This is a genomic window from Nitrosopumilus piranensis (genome assembly GCF_000875775.1).
In the GTDB taxonomy this organism is placed as follows: domain Archaea; phylum Thermoproteota; class Nitrososphaeria; order Nitrososphaerales; family Nitrosopumilaceae; genus Nitrosopumilus; species Nitrosopumilus piranensis.
Map to the genome: position 1 here is coordinate 465,470 of NZ_CP010868.1, position 25,568 is coordinate 491,037.

Consider the following 25,568-nt stretch of genomic DNA (forward strand, 5'->3'; position numbering starts at 1 on the left):
TGAGTCAAATGCAAAAATACCAATCAAGTAAAATTTTTAATCAAACAGATGGAATCAGCATGGCACTTTACAGCGTCTCCATAAATACCTCTCAAAAAACTATTCTTGATCACATTAATCTTGAGATAAAAGAAGGTGAAATGATAGCAGTACTTGGCAAAAGCGGAGCAGGAAAATCTACATTATTACGAGTAATTGCAGGACTGGTAAAAACACACAGAAACATGATGTTTTTCAACGGTTCTGATTTTCATTCTCTTAAAAAAAATGATAAAAATCAACTAAGAAAGAATATCGGATTTATTCCCCAACAATTTAAGCTAATCAAAGAACTAAGTGTCTTTGAAAATGTCATGATTGGCAGACTAGGAAAGATGGGTAGGTTTTCAAGCATGTTTAGGATCTATCCTCAAAATGACAAAAAAATAGCACTTGAATGCATTGCAAAGGTGGGGTTATCTGGTAAAGAATCCCTTGTTGCACGAAAACTTAGTGGGGGAGAACAGCAACGTGTTGCAATTGCAAGGTGTCTTGCCCAAGAACCACAAATAATTTTGGCCGATGAGCCAGTTGCAAGCCTTGATGTATCATTAATTGAAACAATACTTGAAATCCTTGATAATGAAAACAAGAAAGGCAAAACAGTGGTTTTTGTCATGCATGATGTTGAGCTTGCAAAAAGATTTGCAAAACGAATGATTTTGATGAAAGAAGGAAAAATAATTTCTGATAAACTCACAGAGGAGACAAAAGATGATTCAATCAAGTCCCTATTCAATTAGATCAACTAAGACATTTGCAATAGTACTTGTTACAATTGCAGTATTTTTTTGGGCATTTTCTGCAATAGAATTTACTCCACAAAAAGTAATTGAAGGAATACCGCCGCTATTTGATTTTCTTTACCATCTTTATCCTCCAGATGTAACTGTTGCACCAACACTGTTAGAGTCTGCAGTCGAAACAATTCAAATGGTTTTGGTTGGAACATTGCTTGGAACAATACTTGCATTACCTATTGCTGCAATGGCATCCAGCAACATTGCACCAAAACCTCTTGTTGCAGTAGCTAGGACATATTTGATGGTAATTAGAACAGTCCCAAGCTTGGTATGGGCATTAATCTTTGTAATTGTGGTGGGGCTGGGGCCGTTTGCAGGCGTCTTAGCATTAACATTTTACACATTAGGCTATCTTGGCAAATTATACTATGAGGCAATAGAGTCAATTGATATGGATAGTGTTGAAGGAGTAGTGGCAGTTGGAGCTAATGGAACTCAAATATTTAGCCATGCTATATTGCCCCAAGTATTGCCTCATCTTGTAAACAATTTCTTTTTCATGATAGAATACAACATACGCCATGCTGCAATCTTGGGATTTGTTGGAGCTGGAGGAATAGGTTTTTACATATTTCTGTACTTACAGTCATTTAGCTTTGATAAGGTAGCAATGGCATTGCTTGTGTTACTTGGATTGGTAATTGGTTTTGACAGATTGAGTCTAGAAGTAAGAAAGAAGTTAATACAATAAACATAATCATTCCTAAAATGATGTCTAAATGGACTAGAATTTTTTAAAGATGATTAAAAAAAGTAAAAGACCTGTAAAATGAAAACTAAACTTCGAGAGGTTTAGCAGATATTGCTGGTCTTTTACTATAGTTGTTACAACATCATTGAATTTATTGTTGACGATCTAAAAAATTACTGAAACTAAAATTAAACACAAATCTCAGTCTTTTGCTTGAGATGAAATATCAGTAAAAAAACCCACAAACCCAAGATTTCGTACATTTCTCCAACTGTATTTTTTGGGGAGCCTGGGTTAATTCATATGAAATAGTAACCTATGAACTCTGATCATATAGTCAACTGTCCATTCATAGATCCTTTCCAATAGGAATTCTTTTTTCTTTTTTTGAATCTGGAAAAAAATTTGGTACAACTCTTTTATTAAATTACTCAAATTTTCCCCTGAGGTTATTGTAAAATTGTTCCAAATTCAAGTAGAAGATCATATTGACAAAGTAGTCATGCCTGATAATCTAAAAGTTGGATTGATGGTTGCAGAACAACGTGAAAAATGTGCTTCTGGTGGATGTACTGGAGAATTCTATGGTCTTGGGTTTGGTCAATCACCTTTCCATGTTCCACCTGTCTTGGAGAATGCACTTTCAGAAAATTCTGACAAAGGTCATTATTCAGCTGCAGAAGGAATATTGAAATTGCGACAAGCAATTGCAGGATTTAATAAAAGACATTTTGATTTGGACGTTGATCCTGCAAGAATTGTTATTGGACCTGGAACTAAAGATATCATAAATACTCTGTTTGGAATAATAAAAGGAGGAGTTATCTTGCCTTCTCCATCATGGATTGGATACAGACCACAAATTCATCTTTTAAACAAACATTTTCACACTTTTTATCTAAAACCAGAACATGATTACAAAATCAATTCTAAAGAATTTGAAGAGTTTGTATCTAAACTTTCTGGCAAACAACATACACTTGTACTGAATAATCCTCACAACCCTACTGGTGCATTATACACAAAAGATGAGCTTGAGGAACTGGCTAATGTTTGTAGACGAAAAAATATTTTGGTATTGGCAGATGAAATCTATGCACTTGATTCCTATGATGTATCAAAATTTACTAGCATGGCCAAAGTCTATCCTGAAGGAACTTTTGTTACAAATGGCCTCTCAAAGGATCGCTCAGCAGGAGGATATAGGCTTGGATCCTGCATTTTACCTATGACTTCTTGTAAAAAACTAGCTTCAGACTACAAAAAAGTGGCAGCAACAGTATACACCAATGTTTCAACACCAATTCAGTATGCAGCGATAAAGGCATATGAGCAAAATGATGAGATTGAGGACTATATCTCAACTACAAGACAAATTCATCAAATTATGGGTGAATATTTGTATCAACAATGGGATGCACTAGATGGAATCTCTACAACAAAACCTGAAGGTGCTTTTTATTTTTTTGCTGACTTTAACTCTCTTTCAGAAAATTTGAGGAAAAAAGGTGTTAATACGTCAAACCAACTTGCCGAATCATTACTGTCTTGCCCATTTCACATAGCAGTTGTTACTGGTGATGCATGTATGTTAAAGCCTGACAATTTTGGAGCAAGAGTTGCATTTGTTGATTATGATGGAAAAAAAACATTTGATGATTACAAAGATAAACCCCCACAAAATGATTCAGAGAAATTAGAGTTTGTAAAAAGAAATGCACCTCTGATGGTACGTTCAGTTGATTCGCTCAAACAATGGATCTCTTATATCAAAAGTGATTAAATGAAATCAAAATCTTCTCCCACAGTTAATTTCTCACTTCGAAAAGAAGTCTTTTTTGTTTCAATTGGCTCTATTATTGGTGCATTTACAATGCATCTTCCAAGAATCTTTCTTGATTTTATTGGAGATTCATCTTATGTTGTAACTTTAATTGTTTTAGCTCAAACAGTAGACTCTGCAGATCCCTTAGTAGGTTTTTTGTTACATATTTTTGTTGCAACAACTATTGGAATTATTACAGGAATTTTTTTGTACAAATTAATGAAGTTTAATATATCTAATGTTATACGAGGAATTATTTTTGGGTTAATTGCAGGTATTGTGGTGTTTGTAGTATTTGCAATTCCTGTATCTCAATTATTGCTTGGTCCAAACACTGTTGAAGTTTTATCTGAGATAAACCCCCAGATGTCTCTAGTTGATGCCATAAGAGAAGTTGAACAAAACTTTGTCTTTCAAATGATACATTCTCTTGTAATGCATCTTATTTGGGGCGTAACTTTGGGATTGATTTCTTCACTTTTTACGCGTAAAATGGGAGCAAATTATCTCTGCAGGATTTGCAATATTGAATTTTCAAAAATCAAGACATGGGAACATCATCAAGAACACGTTCATGACAATCCTTCAAAATCTACGAAGAAAATTCTCATTGTTGGTGGGGGGTATGCCGGAGTTGGTGTACTTAATAGAATCCAAAAACAATTCCAAGATAATGTTGATGTGAGTATTAGTCTTGTTAGTGAATCCAATTTTTTCTTACATACTCCTATGTTGCCTGAGATGGCAACAGGAACCATAGAACCGCGGCATATTGCTACTCCAATTAGAAAATTCTGTAAAAGAGCTCAATTCTATCATGCAAAAGTTGTTTCAGTTGATATTAACTCGAGAAAAGTAGTCATTCAAAGACAAGGTGATTCAAAACAAACAGAACTATCTTATGATTATTTGGTTTTAGCATCAGGCTCTAAGACAAACTTTTTTGGAAATCATAACGTTGAAAAAAACTCTTTGACAATTAAGAGTCTTGATGATGCCATAAAAATTAGAAATCATGTGATTAGTGTTTTAGAAACTGCAGATCAAGAATCTGATGAAACCATTAGACAGAAACTTGTAACATTTGTAGTTGTTGGTGGTGGATTTTCTGGTGTTGAAACTGTAGGGGAACTAAATGAGTTTGTAAGAGAGTCTGTTGAAAAATACTATCGAAATATTTCAATTAGTTCAGTCAAAGTATTTTTGGTTTCATCAGGTAAAACCATTCTGCCTGAAATAGGGGATTTAGGGCAATATGCAAAGGATGCACTAGAAAAAGCTGAAGTCAAAATATACACCAATACACGATTAGATGATTTTGCAGATGAACTTGTAACTTTGAACAATGGAGAAAAAATTTCGTGCAGTACTATGGTTTGGGCTGGAGGAAATAAAGTCGATGATGTAATTACAAATCTTGATACCGAACATCATAAATCAGGAAAACTTACTGTGACTCATCAATTAAAATTGAAAAATCATCCTAATGTCTTTGCCCTTGGAGATTGTGCTTATGTCTTAGATCCTAGAAGTCAGAAACCATATCCTCCAACTGCACAGCATGCAATAAGACAAGCAAAGACTGTGGCAGAAAACCTTTCAAACAAAGTTAATGGAATTGGATTTCAATCTGATTTTGTTTATGATTCAAAGGGCTCTATGGCAAAAATTGGAAAAAAAGATGGGGTAGCATTGTTATTGGGACATGAACTTCGTGGTATGTTAGCTTGGTTTGTATGGAAACAGTACTATCTTTCCACCCTTCCTACTACTGAGAAAAAAATTAGAGTTGGATTGGACTGGTTCATAGACTTGTTCTTTCCAAGGGACATTACTAGACTTTCAAATATCTTTGAAGAGAAACCAATCGTTTCATCATCTAACTAAATTACATTCTAGTTGAATCTAATAATAACTTGATTTTATTACACTAATGTAGTATGGCAGGAGCTGCAGTTACTGACTTTTTACCATTTCTACCATTTGTTATTTCGGGAATTGGTCTTGCAATAGCAATATTACTAATTGCAGATTCTGTTTTTGTTTTCCAAAAAATATCTCATGGTCATATTATGGATAGCTTGCTCAAAGATGATGAATCTTTTGAATCTGATCAGAAATAAAAAAGAATTAGTTTACTAAATTACTAAAACTGTCTCATCTTGCTAATATTCATAATTTGGAGAATCATTAATATGCAAAATATAAAAATTTGTTATATTGACTGATGCAATTCCACAAGGATTTTCTTCTGTAACGCCTCATTTGGTGATTAAAGATTGTGAAAATGCACTAGAGTTTTACAAAAAAGCATTTAGTGCTCTAGAGATTTATCGAAGTAAGATGCCTGATGGTAGAATAATGCATGCAATGATTCAGATTGGAAATTCTTTTGTCATGATGGCAGACGAATTTCCTGACATGGGTGCAGTTGGTCCTAACACCTTGGGTGGAACTTCTACTGCATTGCATATTTACACTGAAGATGCAGACAAGCTATTCAAACAAGCAATTGATGCAGGAGCGATTCAAATTATGCCACTTGCAGACATGTTTTGGGGCGATAGGTATGGTCAGATACAGGATCCATATGGACATCGTTGGGCTATTGCCACACACACTAGAGATGTTTCTCCTGAAGAGATGGAAAAGACTGCAAAAGAAATATTTTCAAAAAGTGATTTCTGCTAATTCTAATTTTATATAATCACGTTCCAAAATTCAAAAACGATGATTGTACAATTAAGCTAAATTTTGTCTGCAAATAAAAGAAAATATGATTGTTTTACAACATACATATTATCAATATCAGATGTTATGGTTCTTAGTTTGTACAACATATCACTTAGCGTTATGTTGTTATTTTGATATTCAGAAATCAGATGTTCAATTGTCTTTTGCTCAGATTTTGGTATTTTTTTATTAAAATGACCATACATCCTTCGCAATACATTTGCATGTCTAGAGCGAGTTGGTGTTTTGGATAAAATATTCTTTAGATGTTTCTCATAACTGTCAAGCACGTCTTTAGTTTGTAATTTCTCTTGGTTTGCTACAATTTTTCCTAATTTGTTTAATTCTATCTGGCTGCAAGCCATGAAAAGAAATTTGTTAAAAGTATGAAATTTCACTAGTTTGTTCATAGAAGGATTAGTTTTGACATCTTCAAATCTTTCTAGTACGTAGTTTCTAATATCTGCAAATTTTAATGAATCTTGACTCAACATTAAAAAAATTTCTTAGCAGTATTTGAAGAATTTTGATATTTTTTTCTAGTGCTAATTGAACTTTGAACCAATATTTTTACCCAAAAATGATTCAAGACTTTACCAAAATCTGCAGGTTGTAGAGTCATTACAATTCCATAAGAAAACAAAACCAATCCTCCAATCAAACCCAAAACTTTTCCTTTATGATCACGAAGCCATTTCCATACTAGATATCCTCCACCAATCTCACAAAGTCCAGCTAGAAAGAATAACATAACTGAAGTGAAAAAATTCTTTGGTTGTTCATTCATTGATACCCAAATGGAAAGTATCTTTGTGTAAAAAGGGTTTTAATTATGAAAAGTTTGTCAGAACATATGAATCGGATTTTTCTTTTTCTTTTTTTAGTATTGTGTACTGATTTAATCTCTTCTACGGCACTAGGAGATATAGACTCTCCAAGAAAACAAATGGCAAATGGAGTGTCTGCAGAAGATGTAAAATGTAAAAATGAACTACAGTTAATGATCAGAAGCAATGGAGATGCAATATGTGCAAAATTATCCTCTGTAGAAAAATGGATTAACTCACAAAGGGCAGAAATTGTAGATTCTGTTCTTAGAGATTCAGAAAATGACACTGGTGATTCATTAGATGAAGTCCAAATAGACACAGACATTTCTCCTGAAAAAATCTTAGTGCAATCTGCACGTGATACATATGTTTTAGGTGCTACAATGGCTTTTACAGGTGAATCTAAGCCAAACACAAGTCTTGAAGTGGAACTAGAAGATTCTGATGGGAATAAAGTTTACACAGACATTTTAGAGATTGATGATTCTGGTCTAGTGCATTTTGAAATAAAAACCGATAATTCTTTTACTCAAGGAACATACTTTTTGATTTTAAAACAAGGAAATGACTCTGAAATAGTACCTGTCCAAATTGGAGAATCAACAGGAGAAATTGCAGCTGTTATTGAAAAATTCCACTTTGATTATGACTCTAAAGCCTCAATTGAAATTTTTGGACCCATTTCCGAAAATATCTCATTGACAGTTTTTGACTCACGTGATGATGTACGTTCTGAGGATACCGTACTGCTCGACAAAACAGGACATGCTGAATATTTACTAGATCTTTCAGGTTACAAAAAAGGAAATTACTATTTGGTACTGAATCATGCTTCTGAAGAAACAATTGAGGAATTTACCGTAGGATTGAGTATAGGAACTGCTCCTATTGAAATTCAAGTGGATGACAATTATTACAAAATTGGAGAGACAGTTATTCTTATTGGAGAGTCTTCAGATAATACCCAGATTTTAATAGAATTGGTTGATCCTACTGGAGAAGTCATTGATAAAATTGAATATTATACTGATAATGATGGGAAATTCATATATCCATTAGAGCTTTCTCTTGGAAAACAGAGTGGATTCTGGACAGTTAAGGTTAGCAATGGTGAAAGAATTTCTGAAATAACCTTTGAGGTAAAAGGAGAAGAAAAAATCCTAACAGTACAACTAGATAAAGAAGAGCCATATCTGCAAGGAGAGTTTGTAACCATTTCAGGAACAGGTATAGATTTAGAATCTCAAGCTATAATTCAGATAATGTCTGCTGAGAAATCTTTTGAATTATTTCCTGAGGTAACAAAGGATGGTGCTTTTTCTGAAGTATGGCAGATTCCAGAAAACTTGGCACCTGGAATCTATACTGTATTAGTTAATGATGGTATAGATGATGTCACAACCACATTTCAAGTCATATACAAAACTGAATCATAAAATTTGAATTCAGATAATACTTGAAAATATTCAAAATGAAATAGACTTTACACTATAATTAATTAAAAAATAGTGAGGTTAATCCTCTCTAGGAAGTTTTCCATTCTCATCAAACAGATTTTGGACATCTGATGTAGAGTTACCGTATTTTACACTTAGATTCTTGTTTACGTCCATGATCTCTTTCTGTGTTACAGCAGCTTCCTGCTGAAAGATTTTCATGGCCTCAAATGAGGATTTTCCGTCTCTAAGTGCCTCTTCTTTGGCCTCATGTGCCTGCTGAGAAATCTTTTCTGTAAACAAGAATTGTTGCCAGAATATTCCTCTAAATGAACTGTCTACTTCCTGTATGAATCTGTAGAAAACATTTCTAGGGCTATTGACTTCATTTCGCTTTTCATCTTCTTTCAAGTCATTTCGCAGATTTTCTTGAGCAAGTCTTCTTTTCTCATCAATTTTGTGATTATCTTTGATGATTGTTTCTCTCTTTACTTCGTCATTCTTTTGTTTTTCAAGCTCTTGTATCATTTTTGAAAACGGATCCAATTCTATTTTTTTATCAGTTGTTTTTGGAGTTTTTATCACTGGTTCCTGAATTTTCTTTGCTTTGCTTTCTATTACTTGGTATGTCATTTCTGCGTTTGTGAATTTATTGTCTTTTTTTGCATAAACTGTTATGTCGTGTTCCCCAATCTCCAGAGGTGCAGGAGATGTTGCTGAAAACTGTCCTGTGGAATTGGTTAAAGTTTTTACAATCCCTGAGGGAAAGTACACATGAATTACAACCTCAGAAACAGGTTTTTCATACAGTGTTATTGTTTCTCCTTCAATTACTGAATATTCTCCTTCTTCATACTCTGATGAACTACTGACAGTAAGCATGTAATCTTCTACTGCCCATGCTGGATTTACCAGAAAAAATCCCATCATACATGATAATATTACTATCGAAGTTATTTTGTACATGAAATTGATTTAAGAAAAATAAAGTTAATTCACATTATTCAAAAAAATGATCATTTGATTTGAAATTTCTAGAGTCGGATCGAAGGTTGTACTAAAAAATAAAAAATAGGTAATTTTTTTGTAAAGTTAATTTGAAATAAAATCAATTAGGCATAATTAAGTTCAATCTTGTATCATAAAATTCTAAATACATATTTTTGTTGATACATTATTGAGAATCAAAACTGATACTTTTGAATTAATTTTCATAATTAATTCATAACCTGAATTTTGTTTGAGAAAAATGGCTTTTATGTGTAATAACAAATGTGGGAATTTTAAACTCGATGGGGATTCAAACAAACTAAGCTATGAAAATGGCTTCAAATGGTGTTCTTGTTGCTGTATTTTTTTAAGAGTCAAAGGATTTCGATGCCCTTGTTGCAATATTGCACTTAGACTGAGTCCAAAAATTAAGACAAAGCAACATGGTTTCTAAGCTTGGTTTTTCTTTTTTCTCATAATTCCAAAAAAGAAACTAATCAGAATAAACATCATGATGATTGACAAAAACAAGTCAAAAGAGTCATCATCAAATGTGAATAATTCTTGTAACGCTTCTGTTCCCAAATAAATTGTAAATAATGAAAAAGCTAGTGCAATATACTTTAATTGAGAAACTCCTGTTTTCCTATATGCCGAAACTGCCATGATTGTTAGAAATATGGATAATCCTGCAATAGCTATAGTCACAGAACCTGCAATGATGTCATCTTGTGTAACAATATCTTCTGGATCATCAAATGGATTAAGGTAGTCAAGCTGTAGAAAAATATCTGATATTACTAGTAGATATGATTCTAACATTCCAGATCTATGTTATTTCTGTTCAAATGCTGAAAAGACATCTACCATGTTGTTAATTATAGAGTTCCATGTAGTTGATTTGCATTTTCTAAGATTCTCTAATACATTTTCTCTGTTGACAAGACGGTATAACGTGTATTTGCCAGAATATTCTGACTCTACAATATTTAATTCCAATAATCTTTTCATGTGCCAACTAACAGTTGAAGATGATAATTCGATTCTTTTTGCTATATCTTGATGTGTGGATGGTTCATGTTGGAGCAAATACAAGATAATACTTCGTGGAGATTCTAAATTAAACACAGAAAGCACTTTATCATCAGATTCACTAATATGGTAATAATTTTTGTAAAACTTTGTTTTGACTGATTTTATTTTTCCTTCTTTCTCAAGAATGTTGAGATGGTATTGAATTGTACCCATTGAGAATCCCAAATTATTCTTAATCTTTCTTAGGTGGGAACTAGGATTGTTAATTATAAACTCTAAGATTTTTTCTTGTGGTGATTCTAGCATTTCTGGCATGTTGTCACTTGCTAAATCAAGAATTTAACCTATTCTACAAATAATTACAGTTTTTTAATAAATTTTGTTTTCTCAGATCTAGACTTGTATCATAGAATGTTTTAGGCAGTAACTAGAAACATAATTGGCAGGTGATTTTTTCTTTACTGTTCGGCTGCTAGGTTCATCTAATTCCTGCCTATTTTTTAGATTGTTATGAAAAACTACCCTAATTTTTTTCAAGTTCAATCTTGTATCATAAACCAAGTATATTCAAATCTCAAAAAAAAATAATTGATTATTAGTAAATTCTTCATCATTCCTATTGTCATAGCAATTGGCTTGTCAGTTACATTCCTCTTGCTAAATTTTGATGATGTGTCTAATGCAAAACCAGCTGGATTTGATGGAGACAGAGATGGAGTAGTTGATTCTCTTGATAACTGTCCAAGAAATACTAATTCTGATCAGACAGATTTTGATTCAGACAAACTAGGAGATGAATGTGATATTGATGATGATAATGACGGAATTTTTGATTCTCTTGACCAGTTTGACACTGATCCTACAGACTGGGCAGACTTTGATTTTGATGGAATAGGTTCATTCAAAGACACAGACGATGATAATGACGGAATTTTAGATGTAGATGACTCTGATCCTCTACCTATTTCAGAAAAACTGGCAACAAAATATCTCCAAGACCTACGTGTATGTGCAGATATGGATGATGGAACATTGCGTCTTGTATGTTACTCTGAATTTTTTGGCAAGATTGCAGAGAATCAAGAAAACAATTCTGATGCATTGGAATTGTCAATAGCATTATCTAAAATTGGATTAATTGATGATTGTCATTTTGTTTCTCATGAAGTAGGACACGTAGCTTTTAATGAAAATCCAGATGTTATTGAAAATCTAATTGGAATGGATGGAACAATGTGTAGGGGAGGATATTTTCATGGGGTAATAGCGGCATATTTTCATGATGTTCAAGAAGATGGAGCACAATTTCCTTCTGATTATGATTCTATGTGCAATGATTTGATAGGTTCTTCAAACTATCAAGATTGTGTACATGGATTAGGACATGGCATGGTACATTATTTTGATGATGACCTGGATTCTTCTTTGAAATTGTGTCATGATATGTCATTTTATCAAAATAGATTGTGTGTGAGAGGAGTAATGATGCAATATACGGATAATGTTCTAACAAGACAAGGAATTACTTCCGATGTAATCAACAATCTCTGTAGTAAATCCAAATTGAATACTATTGATTATGCTGAATGTAGTATGTCTATTGGAGGAACTCTGGCATTTTTCACTAATCATGATTTTAAACAAGGCACAAAGTTATGTGAATTAATTGAGAATAAACAAGATCAAAATTACTGTATTGATGGGTTAAAAGGAGAAATTCAAGATTCAGAAAAATATGAAACAGACTCTTTGACATTAGATAAAAGAGAAAAATTCCAACCCCAATTTGTCAAAGGAACATCTAAAGTAATTGATATACAAAGTCCTGCAATAATATCGAATTTTCAATTTGTCCATGAGATAGGATTGATTTCATTTGAAATTGACAGACCGCAATATGTTGTAATGTATGTTCCAAATGAATTTGTCACTTCAAAAATGGTAGTGACAGTTGATGGTCAGATTCCTGATGAATTAGATGCAAAAGGAAATGTTTTGGGAGAAGACATTTCCATGATAAGATTTGTTCCTGATAATTCAGGACTAGTCATGATGACTCCTTTACCCGAGTAGTGAAGTAAAAAAGTCAACAATTGTTTCAATAATATTTTTCATAATTCTGTTTGCAAAATTTGTATTTAATCTAACCTCAAGTTCAATCTTGTATCATAATTTTAGATATATGGAAATGATTAGTACTTGGTAAACTGCATAACATGTTAAGCCTAATTGCGTCTTATTTTGTCCCCAAAACAGTGGCTGAATCCCCGTGGATACTAAATTGAATCTTTTTTATCTATGAACAAATAGATGGGCCTCTACGGAGTCAGTACTTTCAAAAATGATTTTCAAACATAAATTTTCATTTAACAATAAGCAGTTTAACTAGTATTCAAACTTCTTTTGGAACGTAGTTTTTACATGAACATTTAGTACACAATATTTTTGATTGCAATTTTCCACTTGGCATTGATGTACCTGGTAAAAAATCCCCTGTACCAATGCGACCTAATGCCAGCTTATGATCCTCTTTTGAGTGTGGACAATTTTTACAGTCATCATTCATTTTGATCTTTCTCATTTAACAAAATCATTTCAAAAATATTGGGACTTGTTTTGCATTTAAAGTAATATTGTGCTAACATTTGTTAGGTCGATTAAAAATGGCATAGAACAATTTATGAATCTCCTCACAAAAACGTTTGATTATGAGGCTGGTTTGGGTAGTGATTCCATTGCTATTGTTTGGACTTTTTGGAATACAAGAATCATTTTCACAAGAATGTAGTATGGGGAATATTGTAATTCTCAAATTATCAAATAACAAGCCTAATTGTGTGAGTCCCACAACTTCAGAAAAATTAGTAGAGAGAGGATGGGGCATGATGCCGATTGAACCTTTTACTAATCACACAGATTCTTGTAATGTAGAACCTGATCCTGGATTGTGTAAAGCTGCATTTGAAAAATATTATTTTAATTCTGAAACTTTATCATGTGATAATTTCATTTGGGGTGGATGTGGGGGAACAGTTCCATTTAATTTGTTATCTGAGTGTCAAATACAATGTGAATCAATACACGATTTATCATCAATTAGTGTAATTGATGATTCTAATCAAAACATAATCAATGATTTTGATAGTGATTATGCTTTTCATTGGATACAAGATGATACAATTTCAGGCTATGAGTATAGTTCTCATATCAACAAACCATTGAGAATTAAATTTTTAGATGATGTTGTTATCATTCCTGATATTTCCACTGCACAAAAATTACAACATGATTATGGAGTTTTACTCAGTGATGAAAATCTAAAATGGAAAGATGATCACTCTTATGCAATACTTGAGACCATGAAGAAAATACCTCAAGAAAGCAGAAATTATTATCAAAATCAAAACTTGAATCTCTCCAAATGGATTTTAACTGATCAACATATTGATGATGATATTAGAATTACAAATAATGATTCTGTTCAAATTATAACAATATCTTTGGATGCATTTGAAAATGCAAACCCAAAAATTGTTCAAATAGAAGATAAACGTGGAAAATATTTTTCCCAAAGACTTCATCATGCTCTTGTTAATTTTGTAACTGAAGGTGGAAACAACAAAGATGCAATAGAGAAAATCCTCAATGAAAGATATGGTGTTTCTACAGTAATTCCTGATTATGAGAAATTAACTCAAAACACAACTGTTGAATCTGAAAACAGCTTTCAACAATTTCATTCATGGGAAATAATAGAAATAATCAACATGTTTGAAGAGATGCCTGATGGCTTTCATTCAATAGATGAATTACAATATTTAGTCAGGCGAGCAGATGGCGTACCTCATCCATTATATCCTGAAGCACCAGCTGTAGCGTGGTCATTTTTAAATCCAGGTTATATTGAATTTATGGAATCTGCATTTCGTGTAGATGATTCTTATCTACATCGATTAATTATTCATGAAAAATCCCATTTTATGTGGGAACATCTATTTTCTGATCAACTAAAAAATAATTGGATATTACTTGGAAATTGGTATGAAGACAATAGTGATTCAGGGTGGTCTACTAGTAAAACAACTGAATTTGTAAGCTCATACGCACATGCAATAAATCCTGATGAGGATATGGCCGAAAGCATTGCATATTTTGTTACAAATCCTGATAAACTAAAGTCTCGTTCATTGGAAAAATATGAATTTATTCGAGATAAAATTATGCAAGGAAGTATCTACATATCACAAATTCGTGAAGATCTAACATTTGATGTGTATAATTTATCACCTGATTACATCTATCCTGGGAAGATAACTAATGTGGATATTCAAGTGGATGGTAAAGAAAATGAAAACAAAAATGTAACAATTACTATTGGTCTTAAAGCAACTAATTCATTTGAAGGTGCAAAACATGCATATCTTCGTTTGTTCAGTGAGATTGGTACATTTGAGGATGTTTATCTGTATCCTGTTGATGGAACTCTGGGTTCTGTTCTAAGTGGACAGTTAGTAATTGATGTGAATGCAAAAAATGGATTCTGGTATACTGATCAGATAGTCCTTACTGATCAAAATGGCAATCAAAGATTTGAAGGACAAAATGATTTTGGTTGGAAGTTGTTTGTAAATAATTCCGATGAGGATGTAATTCCTCCAAATTATGTATTTAGCACTTTGAAATTAGATAAAACAAAAGACAATTCTAAATATTCTAAGCCCATTGAAATTCTAAGTGTTTCTTGGCAAGTAGATGAAAACCGTCAAATGAAAAATTGTTTTGTTCGTATTGCACATGAAGACCTTGAGAGTTACAGTATGGATTCATGGGGGACATTTGATAATCTAAAACAAACTTGTAATGTAGAGTTTGAATTAACAGAATATAACCAATCAGGTCTGTATAGTGTAATGTATTTTCAAATGGAAGACATGGCTGGAAATCAACAAAGTGTAGATTTTACAGAATTCTCTGAAGAAAATCACTCTATTATGATAACTACTGACAATCCTGATGTCATTGTCCCATATCTTGATGTAAATGATATTACCATAACTGCAATTCCAACAAATCCTCAGACACCAAATGGTGAGACTCATGTCAATATTGTGTATTTTGCAAGTGATGATAAATCTGGATTGGGGTTGGTAAGCTACACTTTACGTGATCCGCAAGGCATTGATCATTTTAATTATCATTATCATGAAAATTTCTATACCTTATTTTTTGATGGAATTCCTAATAATCTAAAAAAATATGAAATTGATTTGATCTTGCCAGAAGGTTCTCCTCCAGGAAAATGGGGGTTAACTCAAATGAATCTTGTAGATAAAGCAAATAATCAAAAATCTTACCAGTTTACAGAAATAATTCATTTTGATGTTGCGAATTAATTTTTGATTGATCTTTGCCTATCTGCGTCCATTTTTAACCCCAAAATGGTATATGGGTGAATCCACGTGGATTCAATCTAAAAATAAGAAAAAGAAGAAAAAATTAACTTGTTGGGTTCATCAATGCTGCTCTTTCTTTGGCTTTTTGGTCAACTGCTGCAGTAACCCATTCTCCTGGAGATGCATCACATGCTCCTATGTTGACTGCATAGCCATCATAGGTCTCTCCAATACATCCTGATTCTGTAACTGCTACTATTTTGACACTTTCCAAATTCTCCTCTGGTGCTACATACCACATTAGATATGCAAACAAAACCACTGAAGCTATTGCAATGACTCCTCCAATAACTAGTAGTGATTTCTTATCTGATGAACTTTTTACTTGATTTGGTTGTCTCTTTATTGCAGACATGAATATACTAGTGCAAATTTGATTAAAAATCAAGAATACATTTTTCAGTAGTGGATTTCAAGTATGGAAATCATACCAAAATACTAGACAACTCTAGCCTCAATTAACCAAAGCAACATGATTGTATCTTCTAGTCATAGCAACAATTGCCAAAACCACTCCTGCTACAGCCATAGATAAGCTAAAAATCACCAAATCATAATTTCCATCAATGCTGGAACCTTCATCTGAATTCACTTTGATAGAAGATACTTCTCTTTGTAAGGACGAAATTGCATTTTTTAGGGCAGATACTTCAGAATCTGATGTCTGGGAGTTTCTTTGTGGAAAGTCTAGAATTGCAGTTGATTCTACATCCTCAATTGGAATTTGAACATCTACATTAATTCCATTGATATTTCCTTTAAGATCAATTACAATAGACCCTGTTTTAGTTGGGATTACAGGTGAAAAATAGTATCCTGGTCTTGGGTCAGAATTAATGTTAATTTTTTTAATAGCTCCACCATACATTGCAGTTGCTTCTAAATTTTTGAATGCACTAGTAATTCCTGTGTAGGTGTTTTCTTTTTCACCATGTTCAATAATTTTAAAGACAAAATCATTTCTGATTCCTACAACAGGAGGTTCTATACTCCACCCTACATCAATTTGCATATTATCTATATCAACAGAAGTATGTGCTGATGCAGGTATCGTTCCAATACTGAAAAGTAGGACGAACAATACAGTTGTGGTAATACTAAAACCACTTAGTTTCTTGGAACAATTATCGGGGTAGGATTTTTGAACCTGCACATCAACACACATGTAATATACGGCATTAGCTGATTTAACAACCAAGGCCATTTCCATATGTGGTTGTCACATACAGAAATTGTTTCTTGATATTATAACTAATTTTTTCCTAATTAGTATGAGGAAAATGTTAGAACAAAAACAAAAGAAACCGCCACGACTTGCAATTATTGCATTGATGGCAGCAGGACTAGCAGTAGTTCTTGTTTTCACACTCACTCCATGGAACTTTATTCCAACACAGGTCACTGAAGATGTAACTGTGCTTGCAATTATTGAGCATGGTTGTGTTGGAGAATCTCAGTATGGTGTAAGTGTTGTTGTGCCTCAATGCAGTGCACAAGTTGGCGATATAGTATCTGCTACATTTTATGTTCCTGCAATGGAATTAAATGGATACTATGACAGACTACAAGATAGAGTTGATGTGGTAATTCCATAACTCTATTTTTTTTAAAAATTATTTTGCTTTTTCAATTACTTTTATGAGGTTGTCTTCTATTTCTTCACCTGAAAATTTGAGATTATTTTCTGATACCATAGAAAGTAAAGATGTAGGTCTTGCCAAACTGATGTAATTTTCATTATCTTTTTGATATACTGCAATTGTACATGGCAATAATAATCCCAAGTCTGGGTTTGCCTCTAGAACTTGTTTTGCCAAGTTGGGATTACATACCTCCATGAGTCTGTAATTATCTGCAAATTTCAGTCCTTTATCTGCTAAAATCTTTTTAAAATCTAGAGTCTCAAGCACTCCAAATCCTATTTCTTTTAGATCTTCTGTCAGAGTAGTTATTACCTCATCAATGCTCTTTTGTGTTTTTACCGTATGTGTAAAACTCATTGGATATAGTTTTCATTTTAATCATATATTGCAAAAATACGATTTCCACACTTGAAAACTATTGATGAAAAATGTGTTTTAATATAATAATGATTCATGTTTTTCTCTGTTTATGCAAACAAAAAATATTGGAATTATTGCATCTGTAATTGTTGGAATTGCAATAACTGGTGCAATAGTTTTGGGGACAAATACTGTAGAGGACACTGTTGATAAATTTGCAGTAAATGCAGATACAGTTGATGTGTTACTGCAAAACAGCGAACGTGTTTTTGTTATAGATATTAGAACTGCAGAACAGTATCAGTCAGGTCATATTGATGGCGCATCTCATGATGTTTTAGATTCTACAACTCTAGAAAAAAGAGTAAAAACAATCCAAAATAGATTGCCTGAAGTTGCATCAACATACAATTTTGTTTTAGTTGATGATGATGGAACTCAAGCAAAACAAGCAGCTCAAGCCATGACTGAGATGGGAATTCAGACGTTCTATCTTGATGGAGGTATTAGTTTGGATGGGGATCTTATGACTCGTTCTCAAACAGTGATTGATTCAAAAGAATTGATGCAAAAACTTGATGCAAATGAGGACATATTCTTACTTGATGTAAGAGAGCCTAATGAGTTATTAGAATCAAAAATTGATGGTGCAGTAAATATCCCACTTGCCCAAATATTTCAACCAGGTGGAATGGATGAAATTCCTACTGATAAACCAGTGGTAATCATCTGTGGTTCTGGAAACAGAGCAACAATTGCTACCTATGCCCTTGCACAAGAAGGTGTTGACTTTCAGGTATTGGAAGGTGGAATGAAGGCATGGAATCCAATGATTCAAGCACAATCAGGAATGTAAATTCCTCAATTCTTTCTTTTTATTAAATCAAGATTATATGTTATGACAAATTGAATTTCTGTAATTGGCAGATTTTAAAATTCTAGCAAGGGACTCTAATCTTAGAAAAGCAATTCTAAAAGCATTATCTGATGATTATTCTAGAACAATCATGAACTATACCATAGAAAAACCAAAATCTGTTGTAGAGATTGTCAAGGAATGTGATATTCCAATGACTACTGCATATAGACGTGTAAAAGAACTTGAGGAAAGCAAAATTCTCAAAGTTACAGGTTCTATTGTTACTGATGATGGAAAGAAATACTTTCTTTATCAAAATAGACTAAAGGCAATCTATGTTATATTTGGTTTAGAATCATTAGATGTACAAATCGTAGACAATGATGGTATGGGAACTAGTGCTTATTGGTAATTTCTGTTTGTTCTTTTGAGTTTTGAGCGACTGCTTCTTGATTTTGTTCGTAATCTGATGCGACAACAAGGGCACCTATTTCCTTTACAATCTATAAACACCTCACAAAGAGTACATCGTTTCTGCCCTTCTTGATATTTCAATTTCATTGCAATTCCAGTACTTTTCAGTGTGTCACAAATCCCTTTACATACTGCTGTCATTTTATTTTAGTTCCCACAAAAATCCACAACTCTTACAGAATATTCCATATTGATTTACACATGTATTTCCGCTACCGCATTGAAGACAAATTCTTATTTTTCTTTGGTGAACTTTACGTTGATTTGAGAAATTTAGATTTGCTAGTTGGCTTTTCATAATGTAATTACGGTAACATTCTATATTACAAAAATAGATAATTTTCAATCTAGATTTCCAACAATGAAAGCCATTGATGGAAAAGGTATTCTGCATTTTAATCTCAAATTTACCATACTATACATATGAAACAAAAATCAATCACTGCACTCTTTTTAGGTGCTGTACTTGTCTTAACTATCTCAAGTGCACAAGTTGCATTTGCTGATTATGATGAATACGATGATGACGAATATGAACGAGATTATGATGATGACGATAGATATCATGATTCTGAAGAAAGAGAACACGAATCAGAACATGAACAAGAACACGAATCAGAAAGAGATGACGATGACAAGTATGAAAAAGAAAGAAAAAGTTAGTCAATTGGTTTAAAGACCATTTTTTATTTTTTAAAAAACAAAAGTTATTTTTATTTAATTTAATATTTTGTGGTACAAACATTAATCTCAAAAATGATTTCCACATCTGAAAGCCATCAATGGAAAATGTATGTTTGATTTTTAATTAATTTTTTATTATTAGTTTGCAATGAAATCAATTCTGAAATATTCCATTTCTGGAACTGTATTGGCTACTCTTTTGGTTGTTGCAGCAATATCATTCCATGGTGGAAATTATGAGGCAGATGCCCTAATTGGTGCTCAAAGTTCTTCTGAATTAGGACTAGAAGGTGAACGGGCACGAATGGGATTAGGCACTGGATATGATGATAGACTCTATGTTGTTCATATCACTAGTGGAGATCCTAACAGTCAACACCAAGTACATTCATCTATGATGGGCATTCAACATGCCAAGGCATTTCAAAGTGCTGGAAAAGATGTAATAGTTTTCTTGGATGTTGATGGTGTTCGCATTGCAGATGAAGACAGACCTACAGCCCTTACAGTTCAGCATGAAGCCCTAAAGGAATTTTTGAACAATGGTGGTAGGGTTATTGCATGTGAACATTGCATAGGAAGCTTTGATGTAGATAATCTTCTACGTGGTGTAGAAGTTGATCCTCATCCATACATGCCTAAAATTCAAAAAATACTATCCGAAGTTGATGTAGTGTTAGATTACTAACATCACTTTTTTTATTTTTTAAATTCTCATACAACTGTTTTATTCAAAATCTAGTGAGGAACCACAATTGTCACATGATATTCCCAATTCATTTGAAAAAATCTTTGCACTATCACAAACAAGACATTTTCTTGTAATCTTGGCATAGAATCCAATATTCTCTGAAAAATTTGTATTCTTTAATCGTAGTTTCATGAATAGGTTATCTCATGATGATATATTACAAAAATACATAATTTCCAAAAACGATTTCCACACTTGAAATTCATCATTGAAAAATGTATCTTCTATTTTAATTCAAAATTCACATATCATTTTTCATGGTAAGTCAACCATTATGGATTGCAATTGTAGTTGGAGTATTTTTTGTCGGATTGGCCTCCAGCTATGCCATATTTTCAGCAACCTATGATCCTGTTTCTATGAAGTTTACCACACAGGAAAAATTTGACCAAATGATGGGAAATAATCCTATGATGGTACAACATTGGAGCAGTATGTCATCTCAACACCAAAAGCAGATGGGAACCATGATGCAAAATGGAACCATGATGCAAGATCAACAAATGGGAACCATGATGCAAAGTGGTACGCATGATTCTATGAAAAAACATGAATCAATGCATGATGTGATAATGCGTGCTGTTGGTGATTCTGAAATGAAACAACCAGTTCTAGATGAAATGCAAAGACATCATGAAATTATGTTTAATTTGATTGAACAAGCAGTTGATGATCCTGAATTAAAACAACAACTGCAAGACAAAATCCAAAAATACATGGATAAATCTACTGTAACAAACACAGACTTTGCAATCTCAGCTGATGATTTGTATGCAAAAATGCAACAAGAAGAACTCTTGTTTGTAATTGACATTCGAGATGTAGAAGATTACAACCAAGGTCACATTGAAGGATCTGCAAAGGGATCCTGTGATGATCATGCAAAAGAAAAGATTTTGCCTAAAATGCCAACATCAGTTAGTGTCGTACTAGTTGGTTATGATGGTGTCAAAGCAGCAGAAACTGCTTCAATGATGGCCAAGATGGGATTAGATGTATCATATCTTGAAGGAGGTATTGAAAGCTGGGACAAAGGATTAGTAGAAAGTAACTATGATCAGAAAGTTTCAGCAGATGCTCTTTGGAACAAACTAGACTCAAACCAAGATATCTTCTTGCTTGATGTAAGAGAGCCTGAAGAAGTTGCAGAGACTGCAATTTCATCTAGTGTAAACATTCCATTGGGCGAACTCTATGATTCAGATAGAATTTCAGAGATTCCAAATGACAAAGAGATTGTGATTATCTGTGCTTCAGGAAATAGAGCAGTGATAGCATCATTTGCTTTGGCAAACGAAGGATATGATTATCAAATACTAGATGGTGGCATGAAAGGATGGAATTCCTACTTGGAAGAAAATAATCTTCCTAACTTCTAATTTTTTTATTATTTTTAGTCTATTTGCGTCCATTTTTATCCCAAAAATGGGTAGGTGAATCCCCGTAGGTCCATATGCTATAATTATTAGTCAAAATTATGACTTTATCTCATAGTTACGTACATTTCAAAATCTTATTAATGATAATTAGTATCTATATGTGGTTCATTTTGGTAAAAAGAAAAATTCGAACTGGTAGAGGTACAAGAATAATTGAAGTCGATGACAAAGACTCAGCTTGGGCTGGAAATGATTTCAAAAAACTCCAAGAAGAAAGAAAAAAGGCATCTTCAAACAAGTACATCACAGTAGGTCGTGGAACTGGCAAGATTAAGTTTGGTGATATAGAAAGCACACCAGTAAAATCTACTAAAGGAATGTGGGTCAGTTCAGGACGAGGCACTGGAAAACGAAAACTCTGATAGTCGATTAAAACAATTAATGTATGTATATTCCCTAGATGGTTTTATCTATTATTTTAAAATAAAAAATTATTTAAAAAAATTTTAGTTGTTAGTTACTTGAAAGAACGAACTTTTCTAACAACTTTGTTATGATCTAGAGAAGCAGTTGTGGTAATATACAGAATATGGTTTTTTCCTGCAGGAATTACTAATCTCTTGACTTTGTCATATTCTGCAACAACATATTTGCATGCTCCTAGACTTCTCATCAGTTTTTTGCGTTGTTTCCAATCTTTTGCTGCAGCCTTTAATGATGCCATGCTTTGTTTCTTTGACACCAAAAGATTTACCTTCTTAGAACGTGCTGAGAACAACAAATTGCCTTTGAGATCACAGACACTCACTACTCTTACAGAAGGACTGATTTTCAAAATTTTTTCAACAGCATCCTGAATTTCCATAATTCTAAGAAATCTTTCTAGATGATAAGATTTTCTAAAACCATTTTAAATATTATTTTTAGTCATATTTTTAGTAAATAACGCCTGAATTGATTTTTTTACTTTAATAATTCATAATTCATCGAATAGTATTGGATTATGAAAAATTTTGTTCGCAAATTTTAGATGCTGATCCCAAAATTAGATTTGCAACAGTATATGATGAATGGGCAGTTCGGATTGGTGGTGGTATGAGGGAAGGAGTAGAAAACTTGCTTTCAGATCATGCAGAAAAAGAACTAGTAAATCTTTCAATATTGGACTGGAAAACACGTAAAGACATGTCAAAATGGCTAGGAAAAACTATCTACACCCTTGGTGAATATGACAAAATTAAACGATTCTCATTTTATCTTGGTGACGATCACTTACTTCTTGTAAGTTCTGAAAAAGATGGTGATACCAATACTATAGTTGATGAGGTTATACGACTTTACTACGAAAATCAAAACAAAAATTGATTCATCCTATTTTACAACAACTTTTACTTTGTAGGCCTCTAGATATCCAATAAATAGAGAAAATTAATACTCCTACTGAAACAAATTTCAATTCTAATCCTTGCATTGGAAATAATGATAATCCTCCAATTGCGCCTAAAATTACTGCAAGTGGAGCAGTGCATGCAGGGCATCCTGGAGTAAATGCAGCAAATGCTCCTCCTAAAACTGCTGATGAATTTGATTTAACCGAATTCATCATTTTCATTCTTTTCATTTTAAAGGCCATCATTGCAAAATTGATTCCAGCTAATGCTGATATTGTAATTGTTAATCCTATTGATGTTACAATATATGATGGAGCTAATTCTATTGCTATATCAAAATGAGTAGGTAGCAATGACATTGTTAAAAAATAATAGATTATTCCTAACCCTACACCGCTAACTATTGCAATTGTAGCATATCTTTTCATACCTAGAACATTTTGTATTAGTTGTAATTTACTTACCAAACATGATGATTTACAACTCATCATATTTTAACTGTATTTTAATAATCAAAGATTTTTAGCCTAAAACAATCTAGAACAATTATGACTGAATTTTCATCTGAAGAAAAAACAATCTTGGTTCAATATGGGATTAAAAAATATGAAGATGAAGCAACTGTGCTTGAAAAATTGAAAACCATACTTTCAGAAAAAGATATTCAACGAAATATTGATACTTTGATTGGAACTCAAAAAGTTCGACGTATAGGCCCTGAAATTCTTCAAAATAATGAGAGCCACACTGAATTACCAGAATTGCCAGATAATCTTAAACCTATAATTGATAATTTGTAAAGTAAAAATCTTAAATTAAGCTCTGATGAGATTTTCATATGAATTACACTCTTTTATTCTCAGGTATTTTTGCAGTTGTCCTCATATCCCTATCTGTAGATTCTATTTTTGCACATCCACATTATGGTCAAATAATGATTAATGGTCATACACATGAACCTCAAACAGAAATTATTCCATTAAGTGGAACTCTGGGACTTGAAAAGTCAACAATTCTTTTTCATGCATCTGAAGATAATGTTTTGCCATGGGCATTTGTAGAAGGAAAAATTGCAAATCATGTTGAAGGCTATCCTGTCATAATTCAGATTTTTCAAAATAATGATGCAGTACATTTTGCTCAGACTGATGTGACAGAAAATGGACAATATGAATACAAATTCAGAGTGTTGCATTCTGAAAATGGAGAAATAAAGAAGATTTTTGATGGAGACTATTCAGTAAATATATTCAAAGTAGTATATCTAAATCAAGAAAATTTTATTTAGAATCCTCTTAGTCCTTGAGGACGCATAATTTCTGGATGTTGCTTCATCCACTCTATCTTATCTAGCATTGATTGCTTGTCTTGAGGGAAAGTCCCCTTGATAGTATATGCATTTGAGCCATGGTTTGCTCTAAACACAATCTCATCTTTAGTATTAATTTGGTTGATTAAATCATGTAATTCTTCTAATGATTCATCATCATCAATTCTAACAAACTCCCCTCCAAACTTGTCAAGAAATTCTTGTTTAATTCCATTTTCTAAATAAAGAGTTAATGCTCCTACGTAATGTGGAGAGCAAGCACTAATCACTTCTGCAGTTCCTTTGATGTGCTCTTTTGAATATTTTCTACCACCCAATCCCAAAATCACCATACATGACATTACGTATCCAGCTTCTTTTGCCTTGTTGACTGACTTTATGATAGTTTTTGCAATTGCGCCCTTTGTTACTTTTTTTAGGACAATATCTGAACCACTCTCGATTCCTAAATAAAACATGTCAAGACCCGCCTCATTCATTTTCTTTAGCTCCTCTGATGTTTTCTTTAGAATGTTCATGGGCATTGCATAGCAAGAAATTCGTTCAATGTTTGAAAATTTTTCTCTAATGTACTTTACAATCTTTATCATATATTCTGAATCAAGATTTAATGCATCTCCATCTGCTAGAAAAACTCTTCTAGTTTCTGGTAAATATTTTGCCATCATGTCAATTTCTGATTTTACTTCTTCCCATGGTCTTTCTGAATATTCTTTTGATCTGTACATATCACAAAAAGAACATTCGTTAAATGAGCAACCCAATGTTACTTGAAAAATTAATGATCTTGCTTCAGAAGGTGGTCTATACAGAGGTGCATCGTAATTTAACATCATTTTTTATTTCAGTATTTTTTGGCTGA

The 25,568-nt window shown here is 32.8% G+C and carries 32 protein-coding genes; 19 read left to right on the top strand and 13 right to left on the bottom strand.

The window, feature by feature from the left end:
- The first annotated feature begins 8 nt into the window (after positions 1-8).
- The 6 genes from NPIRD3C_RS02705 to NPIRD3C_RS02730 all read left to right on the top strand — a co-directional run bounded on the left by NPIRD3C_RS02705 (position 9) and on the right by NPIRD3C_RS02730 (position 6,049).
- A complete protein-coding gene (locus tag NPIRD3C_RS02705; protein WP_148702733.1) occupies positions 9-782 on the top strand; it encodes a phosphonate ABC transporter ATP-binding protein in 774 nt (257 codons plus the stop codon).
- Positions 754-1,533, top strand: a complete 780-nt coding sequence (gene phnE / locus NPIRD3C_RS02710) for a phosphonate ABC transporter, permease protein PhnE (RefSeq protein ID WP_148702734.1) — start codon at positions 754-756, stop codon at positions 1,531-1,533. Before NPIRD3C_RS02705 ends, phnE begins: the two co-directional genes overlap by 29 nt.
- Before the next feature lie 460 nt (positions 1,534-1,993).
- Positions 1,994-3,316 carry a pyridoxal phosphate-dependent aminotransferase gene (locus tag NPIRD3C_RS02715; protein ID WP_148702735.1) on the top strand — a complete coding sequence of 441 codons (1,323 nt, stop codon included), beginning with the start codon at positions 1,994-1,996 and terminating at the stop codon, positions 3,314-3,316.
- Positions 3,317-5,245, top strand: coding sequence for an NAD(P)/FAD-dependent oxidoreductase (locus NPIRD3C_RS02720; RefSeq protein WP_148702736.1), 1,929 nt, complete (start codon positions 3,317-3,319; stop codon positions 5,243-5,245).
- A gap of 53 nt (positions 5,246-5,298) precedes the next feature.
- Positions 5,299-5,481 carry a hypothetical protein gene (locus NPIRD3C_RS02725; RefSeq protein WP_148702737.1) on the top strand — a complete coding sequence of 61 codons (183 nt, stop codon included), beginning with the start codon at positions 5,299-5,301 and terminating at the stop codon, positions 5,479-5,481.
- 97 nt (positions 5,482-5,578) lie between these two features.
- Positions 5,579-6,049, top strand: coding sequence for a VOC family protein (locus NPIRD3C_RS02730; protein WP_202812472.1), 471 nt, complete (start codon positions 5,579-5,581; stop codon positions 6,047-6,049).
- Between the two features lie 56 nt (positions 6,050-6,105).
- Here NPIRD3C_RS02730 and NPIRD3C_RS02735 read toward each other — a convergent pair whose 3' ends face one another.
- On the bottom strand, positions 6,106-6,585 hold the full coding sequence (locus NPIRD3C_RS02735) for a DUF1722 domain-containing protein (RefSeq protein ID WP_148702739.1): 480 nt from the start codon (positions 6,583-6,585) through the stop codon (positions 6,106-6,108).
- Positions 6,585-6,878 (bottom strand): YnfA family protein, encoded by a 294-nt coding sequence (locus NPIRD3C_RS02740; RefSeq protein WP_148702740.1) that lies wholly within the window; start codon positions 6,876-6,878, stop codon positions 6,585-6,587. Before NPIRD3C_RS02740 ends, NPIRD3C_RS02735 begins: the two co-directional genes overlap by 1 nt.
- A 66-nt stretch (positions 6,879-6,944) precedes the next feature.
- Between NPIRD3C_RS02740 and NPIRD3C_RS02745 the strand changes: the two genes are divergently transcribed.
- Positions 6,945-8,357, top strand: a complete 1,413-nt coding sequence (locus NPIRD3C_RS02745; protein ID WP_148702741.1) for a hypothetical protein — start codon at positions 6,945-6,947, stop codon at positions 8,355-8,357.
- A gap of 78 nt (positions 8,358-8,435) precedes the next feature.
- On the opposite strand, the gene NPIRD3C_RS02750 is transcribed toward NPIRD3C_RS02745, so the two are convergent.
- The 3 genes from NPIRD3C_RS02750 to NPIRD3C_RS02760 all read right to left on the bottom strand — a co-directional run bounded on the left by NPIRD3C_RS02750 (position 8,436) and on the right by NPIRD3C_RS02760 (position 10,697).
- Complete coding sequence (locus NPIRD3C_RS02750) at positions 8,436-9,287, bottom strand: hypothetical protein (protein WP_148702742.1); 852 nt, start codon at positions 9,285-9,287, stop codon at positions 8,436-8,438.
- Positions 9,288-9,797: 510 nt separating this feature from the next.
- Complete coding sequence (locus NPIRD3C_RS02755; RefSeq protein ID WP_148702743.1) at positions 9,798-10,169, bottom strand: hypothetical protein; 372 nt, start codon at positions 10,167-10,169, stop codon at positions 9,798-9,800.
- A gap of 12 nt (positions 10,170-10,181) precedes the next feature.
- Positions 10,182-10,697 (bottom strand): winged helix-turn-helix transcriptional regulator, encoded by a 516-nt coding sequence (locus tag NPIRD3C_RS02760; RefSeq protein ID WP_148702744.1) that lies wholly within the window; start codon positions 10,695-10,697, stop codon positions 10,182-10,184.
- Between the two features lie 273 nt (positions 10,698-10,970).
- Here NPIRD3C_RS02760 and NPIRD3C_RS02765 point away from each other — a divergent pair, with 273 nt between their 5' ends.
- Entirely contained in the window at positions 10,971-12,455 is a 1,485-nt protein-coding gene (locus NPIRD3C_RS02765) for a thrombospondin type 3 repeat-containing protein (protein ID WP_237087705.1), read from the top strand.
- 319 nt (positions 12,456-12,774) lie between these two features.
- On the opposite strand, the gene NPIRD3C_RS10405 is transcribed toward NPIRD3C_RS02765, so the two are convergent.
- Entirely contained in the window at positions 12,775-12,948 is a 174-nt protein-coding gene (locus NPIRD3C_RS10405; RefSeq protein ID WP_160272840.1) for a hypothetical protein, read from the bottom strand.
- Between the two features lie 160 nt (positions 12,949-13,108).
- Here NPIRD3C_RS10405 and NPIRD3C_RS02770 point away from each other — a divergent pair, with 160 nt between their 5' ends.
- Positions 13,109-15,775: a BPTI/Kunitz domain-containing protein gene (locus NPIRD3C_RS02770; protein ID WP_160272842.1), complete on the top strand. Its 2,667-nt coding sequence runs from the start codon at positions 13,109-13,111 to the stop codon at positions 15,773-15,775.
- Between the two features lie 103 nt (positions 15,776-15,878).
- Here the strand turns inward: NPIRD3C_RS02770 and NPIRD3C_RS10835 are convergent, their stop codons facing one another.
- Together NPIRD3C_RS10835 and NPIRD3C_RS02780 are read right to left on the bottom strand one after the other, a co-directional pair.
- The gene (locus NPIRD3C_RS10835; RefSeq protein WP_237087706.1) at positions 15,879-16,190 is read right to left on the bottom strand and encodes a hypothetical protein; all 312 of its coding nucleotides are present in this window, start codon (positions 16,188-16,190) and stop codon (positions 15,879-15,881) included.
- Positions 16,191-16,289: 99 nt separating this feature from the next.
- Entirely contained in the window at positions 16,290-17,039 is a 750-nt protein-coding gene (locus NPIRD3C_RS02780; RefSeq protein WP_342399203.1) for a hypothetical protein, read from the bottom strand.
- Positions 17,040-17,115: 76 nt separating this feature from the next.
- Here NPIRD3C_RS02780 and NPIRD3C_RS02785 point away from each other — a divergent pair, with 76 nt between their 5' ends.
- Positions 17,116-17,430 (top strand): hypothetical protein, encoded by a 315-nt coding sequence (locus NPIRD3C_RS02785; RefSeq protein WP_148702746.1) that lies wholly within the window; start codon positions 17,116-17,118, stop codon positions 17,428-17,430.
- An 18-nt stretch (positions 17,431-17,448) separates the two neighbouring features.
- Here the strand turns inward: NPIRD3C_RS02785 and NPIRD3C_RS02790 are convergent, their stop codons facing one another.
- Positions 17,449-17,835, bottom strand: coding sequence for a DUF302 domain-containing protein (locus NPIRD3C_RS02790; RefSeq protein ID WP_148702747.1), 387 nt, complete (start codon positions 17,833-17,835; stop codon positions 17,449-17,451).
- Positions 17,836-17,947: 112 nt separating this feature from the next.
- On the opposite strand from NPIRD3C_RS02790, the gene NPIRD3C_RS02795 reads away from it, so the two are divergent.
- The 4 genes from NPIRD3C_RS02795 to NPIRD3C_RS02815 all read left to right on the top strand — a co-directional run bounded on the left by NPIRD3C_RS02795 (position 17,948) and on the right by NPIRD3C_RS02815 (position 20,543).
- Positions 17,948-18,694, top strand: a complete 747-nt coding sequence (locus NPIRD3C_RS02795; RefSeq protein ID WP_148702748.1) for a rhodanese-like domain-containing protein — start codon at positions 17,948-17,950, stop codon at positions 18,692-18,694.
- A gap of 64 nt (positions 18,695-18,758) precedes the next feature.
- Complete coding sequence (locus tag NPIRD3C_RS02800) at positions 18,759-19,109, top strand: winged helix-turn-helix domain-containing protein (RefSeq protein ID WP_148702749.1); 351 nt, start codon at positions 18,759-18,761, stop codon at positions 19,107-19,109.
- A 485-nt stretch (positions 19,110-19,594) separates the two neighbouring features.
- A complete protein-coding gene (locus tag NPIRD3C_RS02810) occupies positions 19,595-19,834 on the top strand; it encodes a hypothetical protein (protein WP_148702751.1) in 240 nt (79 codons plus the stop codon).
- A gap of 169 nt (positions 19,835-20,003) precedes the next feature.
- Positions 20,004-20,543 (top strand): DsrE family protein, encoded by a 540-nt coding sequence (locus NPIRD3C_RS02815; protein WP_148702752.1) that lies wholly within the window; start codon positions 20,004-20,006, stop codon positions 20,541-20,543.
- A gap of 39 nt (positions 20,544-20,582) precedes the next feature.
- On the opposite strand, the gene NPIRD3C_RS10590 is transcribed toward NPIRD3C_RS02815, so the two are convergent.
- Positions 20,583-20,738 (bottom strand): hypothetical protein, encoded by a 156-nt coding sequence (locus NPIRD3C_RS10590; protein WP_182126365.1) that lies wholly within the window; start codon positions 20,736-20,738, stop codon positions 20,583-20,585.
- Between the two features lie 125 nt (positions 20,739-20,863).
- Here NPIRD3C_RS10590 and NPIRD3C_RS02820 point away from each other — a divergent pair, with 125 nt between their 5' ends.
- Both NPIRD3C_RS02820 and NPIRD3C_RS02825 read left to right on the top strand, forming a co-directional pair.
- Positions 20,864-21,985 carry a rhodanese-like domain-containing protein gene (locus NPIRD3C_RS02820; protein ID WP_148702753.1) on the top strand — a complete coding sequence of 374 codons (1,122 nt, stop codon included), beginning with the start codon at positions 20,864-20,866 and terminating at the stop codon, positions 21,983-21,985.
- A 158-nt stretch (positions 21,986-22,143) separates the two neighbouring features.
- Positions 22,144-22,407 (top strand): hypothetical protein, encoded by a 264-nt coding sequence (locus tag NPIRD3C_RS02825; RefSeq protein WP_148704099.1) that lies wholly within the window; start codon positions 22,144-22,146, stop codon positions 22,405-22,407.
- Positions 22,408-22,502: 95 nt separating this feature from the next.
- Here the strand turns inward: NPIRD3C_RS02825 and NPIRD3C_RS02830 are convergent, their stop codons facing one another.
- Positions 22,503-22,850 (bottom strand): hypothetical protein, encoded by a 348-nt coding sequence (locus NPIRD3C_RS02830; RefSeq protein WP_148702754.1) that lies wholly within the window; start codon positions 22,848-22,850, stop codon positions 22,503-22,505.
- Positions 22,851-22,981: 131 nt separating this feature from the next.
- Here NPIRD3C_RS02830 and NPIRD3C_RS02835 point away from each other — a divergent pair, with 131 nt between their 5' ends.
- A complete protein-coding gene (locus NPIRD3C_RS02835) occupies positions 22,982-23,350 on the top strand; it encodes a hypothetical protein (protein ID WP_192827862.1) in 369 nt (122 codons plus the stop codon).
- A 1-nt stretch (position 23,351) separates the two neighbouring features.
- Here NPIRD3C_RS02835 and NPIRD3C_RS02840 read toward each other — a convergent pair whose 3' ends face one another.
- A complete protein-coding gene (locus NPIRD3C_RS02840) occupies positions 23,352-23,843 on the bottom strand; it encodes a hypothetical protein (protein ID WP_237087707.1) in 492 nt (163 codons plus the stop codon).
- A gap of 81 nt (positions 23,844-23,924) precedes the next feature.
- Between NPIRD3C_RS02840 and NPIRD3C_RS02845 the strand changes: the two genes are divergently transcribed.
- Both NPIRD3C_RS02845 and NPIRD3C_RS02850 read left to right on the top strand, forming a co-directional pair.
- Positions 23,925-24,176, top strand: coding sequence for a hypothetical protein (locus NPIRD3C_RS02845; protein WP_148702755.1), 252 nt, complete (start codon positions 23,925-23,927; stop codon positions 24,174-24,176).
- 38 nt (positions 24,177-24,214) lie between these two features.
- Entirely contained in the window at positions 24,215-24,664 is a 450-nt protein-coding gene (locus tag NPIRD3C_RS02850) for a hypothetical protein (protein WP_148702756.1), read from the top strand.
- Here the strand turns inward: NPIRD3C_RS02850 and NPIRD3C_RS02855 are convergent.
- A complete protein-coding gene (locus NPIRD3C_RS02855) occupies positions 24,661-25,542 on the bottom strand; it encodes a radical SAM protein (RefSeq protein ID WP_148702757.1) in 882 nt (293 codons plus the stop codon). The two genes, NPIRD3C_RS02850 and NPIRD3C_RS02855, sit on opposite strands and share 4 nt — an antisense overlap.
- Positions 25,543-25,568 lie beyond the last annotated feature (26 nt).

Coding starts and splice junctions, on each gene's coding strand:
- NPIRD3C_RS10590 (WP_182126365.1), bottom strand. CDS start 20,738: ATGAAACTACGATTAAAGAATACAAATTTTTCAGAGAATATTGGATTC.
- NPIRD3C_RS02810 (WP_148702751.1), top strand. CDS start 19,595: ATGAAACAAAAATCAATCACTGCACTCTTTTTAGGTGCTGTACTTGTC.
- NPIRD3C_RS02820 (WP_148702753.1), top strand. CDS start 20,864: ATGGTAAGTCAACCATTATGGATTGCAATTGTAGTTGGAGTATTTTTT.
- NPIRD3C_RS02795 (WP_148702748.1), top strand. CDS start 17,948: ATGCAAACAAAAAATATTGGAATTATTGCATCTGTAATTGTTGGAATT.
- NPIRD3C_RS02790 (WP_148702747.1), bottom strand. CDS start 17,835: ATGAGTTTTACACATACGGTAAAAACACAAAAGAGCATTGATGAGGTA.
- NPIRD3C_RS02830 (WP_148702754.1), bottom strand. CDS start 22,850: ATGGAAATTCAGGATGCTGTTGAAAAAATTTTGAAAATCAGTCCTTCT.
- NPIRD3C_RS02785 (WP_148702746.1), top strand. CDS start 17,116: ATGTTAGAACAAAAACAAAAGAAACCGCCACGACTTGCAATTATTGCA.
- NPIRD3C_RS02740 (WP_148702740.1), bottom strand. CDS start 6,878: ATGAATGAACAACCAAAGAATTTTTTCACTTCAGTTATGTTATTCTTT.
- NPIRD3C_RS02780 (WP_342399203.1), bottom strand. CDS start 17,039: ATGGCCTTGGTTGTTAAATCAGCTAATGCCGTATATTACATGTGTGTT.
- NPIRD3C_RS10835 (WP_237087706.1), bottom strand. CDS start 16,190: ATGTCTGCAATAAAGAGACAACCAAATCAAGTAAAAAGTTCATCAGAT.
- NPIRD3C_RS02755 (WP_148702743.1), bottom strand. CDS start 10,169: ATGTTAGAATCATATCTACTAGTAATATCAGATATTTTTCTACAGCTT.
- phnE (WP_148702734.1), top strand. CDS start 754: ATGATTCAATCAAGTCCCTATTCAATTAGATCAACTAAGACATTTGCA.
- NPIRD3C_RS02760 (WP_148702744.1), bottom strand. CDS start 10,697: ATGCCAGAAATGCTAGAATCACCACAAGAAAAAATCTTAGAGTTTATA.
- NPIRD3C_RS02745 (WP_148702741.1), top strand. CDS start 6,945: ATGAATCGGATTTTTCTTTTTCTTTTTTTAGTATTGTGTACTGATTTA.
- NPIRD3C_RS02850 (WP_148702756.1), top strand. CDS start 24,215: ATGAATTACACTCTTTTATTCTCAGGTATTTTTGCAGTTGTCCTCATA.
- NPIRD3C_RS10405 (WP_160272840.1), bottom strand. CDS start 12,948: ATGAATGATGACTGTAAAAATTGTCCACACTCAAAAGAGGATCATAAG.
- NPIRD3C_RS02705 (WP_148702733.1), top strand. CDS start 9: ATGCAAAAATACCAATCAAGTAAAATTTTTAATCAAACAGATGGAATC.
- NPIRD3C_RS02855 (WP_148702757.1), bottom strand. CDS start 25,542: ATGATGTTAAATTACGATGCACCTCTGTATAGACCACCTTCTGAAGCA.
- NPIRD3C_RS02845 (WP_148702755.1), top strand. CDS start 23,925: ATGACTGAATTTTCATCTGAAGAAAAAACAATCTTGGTTCAATATGGG.
- NPIRD3C_RS02725 (WP_148702737.1), top strand. CDS start 5,299: ATGGCAGGAGCTGCAGTTACTGACTTTTTACCATTTCTACCATTTGTT.
- NPIRD3C_RS02720 (WP_148702736.1), top strand. CDS start 3,317: ATGAAATCAAAATCTTCTCCCACAGTTAATTTCTCACTTCGAAAAGAA.
- NPIRD3C_RS02735 (WP_148702739.1), bottom strand. CDS start 6,585: ATGTTGAGTCAAGATTCATTAAAATTTGCAGATATTAGAAACTACGTA.
- NPIRD3C_RS02825 (WP_148704099.1), top strand. CDS start 22,144: ATGTGGTTCATTTTGGTAAAAAGAAAAATTCGAACTGGTAGAGGTACA.
- NPIRD3C_RS02815 (WP_148702752.1), top strand. CDS start 20,004: ATGAAATCAATTCTGAAATATTCCATTTCTGGAACTGTATTGGCTACT.
- NPIRD3C_RS02750 (WP_148702742.1), bottom strand. CDS start 9,287: ATGATGGGATTTTTTCTGGTAAATCCAGCATGGGCAGTAGAAGATTAC.